Genomic DNA, 7,914 nt, shown 5'->3' on the forward strand with positions numbered 1-7,914 from the left:
CCACCGCCTCGTCCGCCGCCACGGCGAACCCGCGCACCAGCGCGGCGTCGAGGGTGCCCGACCGCACGCCGCGCTCCTGACCGCCGCCGTGCAGCACGGGCTCGAGCGCCGTGCTGCGCCCGACGACGAGCGCCCCGACTCCGCCGGGGCCCCCGATCTTGTGGCTCGTGACCGTGAGCGCGTCCACGCCGAGCGCGTCGAACCGCACCGGCACCTGACCGAGCGCCTGCACCGCGTCGCTGTGCACGGGCACCCCGCGGGCGTGCGCGAGCGCCACCACGTCGGGGACGGGCTGCAGCGTCCCGACCTCGTTGTTCGCGAGCATCACCGACACCAGCGCGACGCGGGGGCCGTACGTGTCGAGGGCGTCGGCGAGCGCGTCGAGCCGGACCGTCCCCTCGTCGTCGACGGGGAGGTGGACCACCAGGGCGCCGTCGTGCGCGCCGAGCCACGCCGCCGGGTCGAGGACGGCGTGGTGCTCGACGGCCGAGACCAGGACCACGTCGCGCCGGGGGTCCTCGGCACGCCGGGCCCAGGCCAGGCCCTTGACGGCCAGGTTGTCGGCCTCCGTGCCGCCCGAGGTCCAGACGACCTCGCTCGGGCGTGCGCCCAGGACCGCCGCGAGCCGCTCGCGGGACTCCTCCACCACGCGCCGCGCGGCTCGGCCGGACGCGTGCAGCGACGACGGGTTGCCGGCCGCCGCGAGCTGGTCCGCGAGCGCCCGCGCCGCCGCCGGCAGCACCGGGGTGGTCGCGGCGTGGTCGAGGTAGGCCGTCACCCCCGCATCCTACGAGCGCCCGGTCCGTGGATCGCCCCCGCGGCGGCCCGGTGCGACCTGGCAGGATGTCGCCGTGAGTGCCGACGACGCCATCGCGCTACCACCCGCGTTCAGCGGGCAGCGGCTCGACTGGCGCGACCTGCCGCGGCACGTCCGGGCTCGCATCGCCGAGCTGGCCGGCGCGCAGGTCACGGCGGAGATCACGGCGACCAGCGGCTTCAGCCCCGGCTTCGCGGCGGTGCTCGAGCTCGCCGACGGCCGCGGGGTCTTCGTCAAGGCCGTCTCCGCCGAGCAGAACCCGCACTCGCCCGAGCTGGCGCGCCAGGAGATCCAGGTCGCGCGCAGCCTGCCGCCCGAGGTCCCGGCGCCCCGCCTGCAGTGGTCGTGGGACGACGGCGAGTGGGTGATCATCGGCATGGAGGTGGTCCACGGCCGCTCGCCGGTCCTGCCGTGGCGGCGCGACGACCTCGACTCCGTGCTCGCGGCGCTCGACCTGCTCGCCGAGGCGGAGCCGCTGCCCGGTCACACGCTGCCCCGCTCCGACGACCGGCTGGCGGACGACTTCACGGGCTGGCGCCGGTTCGAGGCGCTGCCGCGCGACGAGCAGCGCCGCCGGGCCGACCTCGGCGGCGAGTGGGGCCGCTGGGCCCTGGCGCACCTGGAGCGGCTGGTGGTGCGCGAGCAGGACGCGCTCGTGGCGTGCCAGGGCGACGGTCTCGTCCACGGCGACCTGCGCGCCGACAACGTCCTCATCGACGACGACGGCCGGGTGTGGCTCATCGACTGGCCGCACGCGAGCGTCGGTGCGCCGTGGCTCGACCTCGCGTTCATGCTGCCGAGCGTCGCCCTGCAGGGCGGCGGCAGCCCCGCCGAGCTGTTCCGCTCGCAGCCCGTCTCGGAGGGCGTGGACGACGAGCAGCTCGTGTCGGTCCTCGCGGGCCTCGCCGGCTACTTCGCGTGGGGCTCGCAGCTGCCCGCCCCGCCGGGCATCCCGAACCTGCGTCGCTTCCAGGCGGCGCAGGCGATGGCGACGATCGGCTGGATCCGCGAGCTGGCCTGAGCCGCCCCCGCGGGGCCGTCAGCCCTCGGCGCGCAGCCGGCGCAGCTCGGCCGCCGCCTGCGGGAGCACCGTGCGCAGGTCGCCCACGATCCCGAAGTCGGCGATCTCGAAGATGGGGGCGTCGGCGTCGGAGTTGACCGCGACGATCGTGCCGGAGGCCTGCATGCCGCCCCGGTGGTGCACGGCACCCGAGACGCCCGCGCCGATGTAGAGCCGCGGGCTGATCGTCACGCCGGTCTGGCCGATCTGGGCGTCGTGCCCGATCCAGCCCTCGTCGGTGGCGACGCGCGTCGCGCCCACCGCACCGCCGAGCACGTCCGCCAGCTCCTCGACCTGCGAGAAGTCGCCCTCGGTGCCGCGGCCGCCGACGACGACCACGTGCGCGCTGCCGAGGTCGGGACGCCCGCTGTCCGGGCGCTGCGTGCGCTCGACGACCCGCACCGCGGTCGCGGCCGGGCTCGCGGCGAACGCGTGCTCGCCCACCACCGGCGCGGCCTGCGTCTCGGCCTCGGTGACGGCGACCGAGTTCGCCTTCACGGTGACGACCGCGAGCTCGGTCGTGATCGCGCAGCGCGTGGTCCACGTCCCCGCGAACACCGTCTTGCCGGCGACGACCTGGCCGTCCACGACGTCGAGCGCGTCGGCGTCCGTGACGACACCCGCCCCGGTCGCGACGGCGAGGCGCGCGGCGACCTCCTTGTTCTCGAACGACGAGGTCGCGAGCAGGAGCCCGGCGCCCGTCGCGTCGAGCAGCGAGGCGAGGCCCTCGGCCAGGACGGCCGTCAGGTGCACGTCGGCGTCGGTGACGAGGCGGTGCACGTGGGCGACGCCGAGCGCGGTGAGGTCGGCGAGCGCCTCGGCGGAGGGCTCGACGCCGTCGACCGCCCACGCGCCGTGCACCCCGGAGGGGCCGGCGAGCCCGCGGGCCAGGGTGACGAGCTCCCGGACGGGCGCGCGCAGGGCGCCGTCGGGCGTGTGGTCGAGCAGGACGAGCACGGTGGTCGTGTCGGTCACGGGTTCCTCACGGTCGTCGGTCGGGCGGCGCGGGCGCGCACGCGCGAGCGGGGTCAGGCGAGCTGCTGCTCGACGAGGTACGCGGCCAGGCGGACGCCGGCGTCGCCGGTGTCGTGGAGGAGCACCCGGTCCTCGCGGGCGGGCCGGGGGGCGGCCTCGAGCACGCGGGTCCGGGCGCCGGCCGCGCCGACCAGCTCGGGCGCGAGGCCGAGGTCGTCGAGCGTGAGCGTCGTCACGGGCTTCTTGCGCGCCGCCATGATGCCCGCGAACGCCGGGTAGCGCGGCTCGTTCGCCTGGTCGGTGACGGAGACGAGGGCCGGCAGCGGGGCCTCGAGCACCTCGGTCGCGTGGTCGAGGTTGCGCGTCACGCGCACGGCACCGTCCGCGACCGTCACCTCGGCGGCGAGCGGGAGCGCGGGCCGGCCGAGGAGCGCGGCCAGCGCGGTGGGCAGCAGCGAGGTGAGCCCGTCGAGCCCCGCCATGCCGGTCACGACGAGGTCCACGGGGCCGTCGGCCTCGAGGTGGCGCACCACGGCCGCCAGCACACGCGCGGTGCCGACCGCGTCCGACCCGGCGATCGCGTCGTCGACGACGTGGACGGCCTGGTCGGCGCCCATCTGCAGGCCCTTGCGGACCGCGTCGACGGCGTCGTCGGGGCCGGCCGTCACGACGACGACCTCGCCGCCGTGCTCCTCGGCGAGCACGAGCGCCGCCTCGAGCGCGTTCTCGTCGAGCTCGTTGAGCGTGCCGTCGCCGCCGTCGCGCACGACGCGGCCGTCCTCGCCCAGGGCTCGCTCCGACTGGATGTCCGGCACGTGCTTGACGCACACCACGATCCTCACCCGGGGAAGGTTACCCGCGCGCCGTGGCCCGCCCCGCGCCGGACCAGCACGCGGGACGCGGCCGACGCCGCCCGACGCCGCCCGACGCCGCCCGCCGCCGCCCGCCGCACGGCGCCGGCGCGCGCACCGGCACAATGGCTGCCGTGACACCGCACGACCTGCTGCCCGCACGCCCGGGCGCCCGCCCTCCCCGGCTCGGCGCGCACGTGGTCGACGGCGGCGTCGAGTTCGCCGTCCTGGCGCCGCACGCGACCGGCGTGGACCTGTGCCTCTGGGACGGGACGCAGGAGCGCCGCCTGCCCATGCACGGCCCCACGCTGGGGTGCTGGACGCTCGTCGTCCCCGGGCTCGCGGCGGGCCAGCGCTACGGCCTGCGCACCCACGGTCCCTGGGACCCCGCCTCGGGGCACCGGTTCAACCCGGCGAAGCTGCTCGTCGACCCGTACGCGCGCGGGCTCGACGGCGAGGTCGCGCTCGGGCCGCAGACCTACGGCCACGTCGTCGACGACGAGAGCCGCGGCGACCCGTACGGCCCCGCCGACCCGCGCGACTCCGCCGGGCACGTCCCGTGGTCGGTCGTCGTCGACCCCGCGTCTCTCGCGAGCCCCGACCCCGCGGCCAACCGCCCATGGACGCCGTGGCGCGACACCGTCGTCTACGAGGCGCACGTCAAGGGCCTCACCCAGCTGGCGCCGTTCCTGCCGCCCGAGCTGCGGGGCACGTACGCAGGGCTGGCGCACCCCGCGGTGGTGGACCACCTGCTCGGCCTCGGCGTCACGGCCGTCGAGCTGCTGCCCGTCCACGCCTTCGCGCCGGAACCCTTCCTCGCCCGCCGCGGCCTCACCAACTACTGGGGCTACAGCACGCTCGGCTTCTTCGCCCCGCACGCGCCGTACGCGACGCAGGGCGCCCGCGACGCCGGGGCCGCGGCCGTCCTCGACGAGCTCCGCTCCGCCGTCCACGCGCTGCACGAGGCGGGCCTGGAGGTGCTGCTCGACGTCGTCTACAACCACACGGCCGAGGGCGGCCTGCCGGGGCAGCACCTGTCGTTCAAGGGCCTGTCGAACGCCATGTACTACGCGCACGACGGCGGCGTCCCCGCCGCGTACGCGGACGCCACGGGCACCGGCAACACGCTCGACTTCCGACGGACCGCCGTCGTGACCCTGACGCTCGACTCGCTGCGCTACTGGGCGGACGTCGTCGGCGTCGACGGCTTCCGCTTCGACCTGGCCGTCACCCTGGGCCGCGGCCGCGACGGCTACGACCGCGACCACCCGCTGCTCGTCGCGCTGGCGACCGAGCCGACGCTGCAGGCGCTCAAGCTCGTCGCCGAGCCGTGGGACCTCGGGCCTGGCGGCTGGCGCACGGGGCAGTTCCCGGCCCCGTTCGGGGAGTGGAACGACCGCTTCCGCAACGCGGTCCGCTCGTTCTGGCTGGCCGACCCGTCGCGCGCGGCCCACGGGCTGCCCGGCCACCGGGTGCGCGACCTCGCGACCCGCCTGGCCGGCTCGGTCGACCTCTTCGGCCACTCCGACCCGCCGCTCGCCCGCGGGCCGCAGGCATCGGTCAACTACGTCACGGCGCACGACGGCTTCACCATGGCCGACCTCGTGACGTACGACCACAAGCACAACGCCGGCAACGGCGAGAACAATCGCGACGGGACCGACGACAACCGGTCGTGGAACCACGGCGTCGAGGGACCGGTGGGCGCCGACTCCCCCGCGAGCGACATCGTCCCGCTGCGCCGCCAGTCGATCCGCAACCTGTTCGCGACGCTCGTGCTCGCGGCCGGCACCCCCATGATCACCGCGGGCGACGAGATGGGTCGCACCCAGCAGGGCAACAACAACGCCTACTGCCAGGACTCGCCGGTCTCGTGGGTGCACTGGGACGCCAGCCCGTGGCGCGCCGACCTGCTCGCGACGGCCCGGCACCTGCTGCGGCTGCGCCGCGACCACGTCGCGCTGCGGGCCCGCACGTTCTACTCCGGCCTGCCGGCGGAGGCGGGGCGACGGCCCGACCTGGCGTGGTTCGACGCGAGCGGCGTGGCGTTCGACCACGCGCGCTGGCACGACCCGTCCGTCCGGACGCTGCAGATGGTCCGCACCGCGCCGCCGCCCGACGACGACACGGTCCTGCTCGCCGTCAACGGCGCGCTCGGTGCCGTGGACGTCACGCTCCCCGGGGACGCGTCGGAGCGCTGGCGCCTGGCCTGGGACTCCACCTGGGAGCGCCCGGACGAGGAGCGCGCCGCGGCGATCGAGGGGACGCTGCACCTGGCCGGCGGCGCGGTGACGCTGCTGGAGCCGCTCAGCATGCGGGTGTACGTGCTCGAGGCGCCCTGACACTCGCTGGACGCTCGTCCAGGAACCGGGCCGACCCGGCCGCTACAGTGCGCTCATGACGAACGACGTCGTGGTCGTCGGCGCCGGCCTGTCGGGCCTGGTCGCCACCGCCGAGCTGGTCGCGGCGGGTCGCCGCGTCGTCCTGCTGGACGCCGAGAACGCCGCCTCGCTCGGCGGCCAGGCCTTCTGGTCGTTCGGCGGCCTCTTCCTCGTCGACTCCCCCGAGCAGCGCCGGCTGGGCGTGCACGACAGCGCCGAGCTCGCGCTCGCGGACTGGTTCGGCTCGGCGCAGTTCGGCGACGATGACCGCTGGGGCCGCGCGTGGGCCGAGGGCTTCGTCGACTTCGCGGCGGGCCCGATGCGCGCCTGGCTGCACGGGCTGGGGGTCCGGTGGTTCCCGCTCGTGCAGTGGGCCGAGCGCGGCGGCCACCTGGCCGGCGGGCACGGCAACTCCGTCCCCCGGTTCCACGTCACGTGGGGCACCGGGCCGGGCGTGCTCGAGCCGTTCGTCCGCGCGCTGCTGGACGCGCGCGCCGCGGGACTGGTCGACGTGCGGTTCCGCCACCGCGTGACCGAGCTCGTCACGACCGACGGACGGGTGACCGGCGTGCGCGGCGACGTGCTGGTGGACGACGGCGTCGGGCGCGCCGAGCCGAGCAGCCGCGAGCGCGTGCGCCCCTTCGAGCTCGAGGCGGCCGCGGTCGTGGTCGCCACGGGCGGCATCGGCGCGAACCACGAGCTCGTGCGCCGCACGTGGCCGGCCCACGCCGGGCGGCTGCCCGCGCGGATGCTCTCCGGCGTGCCGGACCACGTCGACGGCTCGGGCATCGTCGCCGCGCGGGCCGCCGGCGCCGCGGTGGTCCACGAGGACCGCATGTGGCACTACCCCGAGGGCATCACCGACCACTCGCCCGTCTGGTCGCACCACGGCATCCGCATCCTCGCCGGGCCGAGCTCCCTGTGGCTCGACGCCGACGGCCACCGCCTCCCGGCGCCCCTGTTCCCGGGCTTCGACGCGCTCGGTGCGCTGCAGCACGTGACGGAGCGCGGGGACGACCACTCGTGGTTCGTGCTCGACAAGACGATCCTCGGCCAGGAGTTCGCGCTCTCGGGCTCCGAGCAGAACCCCGACCTCACGGGCAAGGACGTGCGGCTGCTGCTCCAGCGCGTGCGCCCCGGCGCGGTCGGGCCCGTCGAGACGTTCGCGGAGCGCTCGGACGAGTTCCTCTGGGCGGACTCGCCCCAGGAGCTCGCCGCGAAGATGAACGCCCTCACGGGCGAGGACCGCATCGATCCCGACGAGCTCGAGCGGACGATCGTCGAGCGGGACCGGCAGGTGGCCTCCGGGCTCGGCAAGGACCCGCAGGTGGTGGCCACCGCCATGGCCCGCCGCTACGTCGTCGACAAGCTCATCCGCGTGGCCAAGCCGCACCGGCTGCTGGACCCCGAGCACGGCCCGCTGCTGGCGGTCCGCCTCTCCGTGCTCACGCGCAAGACCCTCGGCGGGCTGCACACCGACCTGGAGGGCCGCGTGCTGCGCCCCGACGGCGAGGTGCTGCCGGGCCTGTGGGCGGCGGGCGAGGCCGCCGGGTTCGGCGGCGGCGGGGCGCACGGGCACCGTGCGCTCGAGGGGACGTTCCTCGGCGGCTGCCTGTTCACCGGTCGCACCGTCGGGCGGGCGCTCGCGTCGCTCGTCTGAGGGGCCCGCGGCGACGCCGCACGTCACCGTGTTGCGGATGCCCACCCCCCGGACCTCCGGATAGGTTCTGGAGGTGTGACGACACCCCCTGCGTCCGGCCGTCCGCGCCGTTCCTCGGGCCGCCGCGGGCGCGGTCCGGCCGAGCTCGCCGCCGCGCCGGGACCGACGAC

Annotated in this window: 6 protein-coding genes; 3 read left to right on the forward strand and 3 right to left on the reverse strand. The window is 76.4% G+C overall.

What is annotated here, in order from left to right:
• Positions 1-778 (reverse strand): cysteine desulfurase family protein (locus tag HGCM_RS18600; protein ID WP_019137838.1); only part of this gene is annotated, 778 nt, incomplete at its 3' end.
• Between the two features lie 73 nt (positions 779-851).
• Between HGCM_RS18600 and HGCM_RS16065 the strand changes: the two genes are divergently transcribed.
• Entirely contained in the window at positions 852-1,838 is a 987-nt protein-coding gene (locus HGCM_RS16065) for a phosphotransferase family protein (protein WP_019137839.1), read from the forward strand.
• An 18-nt stretch (positions 1,839-1,856) separates the two neighbouring features.
• On the opposite strand, the gene HGCM_RS16070 is transcribed toward HGCM_RS16065, so the two are convergent.
• Complete coding sequence (locus HGCM_RS16070) at positions 1,857-2,852, reverse strand: electron transfer flavoprotein subunit alpha/FixB family protein (RefSeq protein WP_019137840.1); 996 nt, start codon at positions 2,850-2,852, stop codon at positions 1,857-1,859.
• 53 nt (positions 2,853-2,905) lie between these two features.
• A complete protein-coding gene (locus tag HGCM_RS16075; protein ID WP_026075540.1) occupies positions 2,906-3,694 on the reverse strand; it encodes an electron transfer flavoprotein subunit beta/FixA family protein in 789 nt (262 codons plus the stop codon).
• Positions 3,695-3,828: 134 nt separating this feature from the next.
• Here HGCM_RS16075 and glgX point away from each other — a divergent pair, with 134 nt between their 5' ends.
• Together glgX and HGCM_RS16085 are read left to right on the forward strand one after the other, a co-directional pair.
• Positions 3,829-6,045, forward strand: a complete 2,217-nt coding sequence (gene glgX, locus HGCM_RS16080) for a glycogen debranching protein GlgX (protein ID WP_081596479.1) — start codon at positions 3,829-3,831, stop codon at positions 6,043-6,045.
• Positions 6,046-6,100: 55 nt separating this feature from the next.
• Entirely contained in the window at positions 6,101-7,744 is a 1,644-nt protein-coding gene (locus tag HGCM_RS16085; protein ID WP_019137843.1) for an FAD-binding dehydrogenase, read from the forward strand.
• Positions 7,745-7,914 lie beyond the last annotated feature (170 nt).

Source organism: Cellulomonas massiliensis JC225 (assembly GCF_000312005.1).
GTDB lineage: Bacteria > Actinomycetota > Actinomycetes > Actinomycetales > Cellulomonadaceae > Cellulomonas > Cellulomonas massiliensis.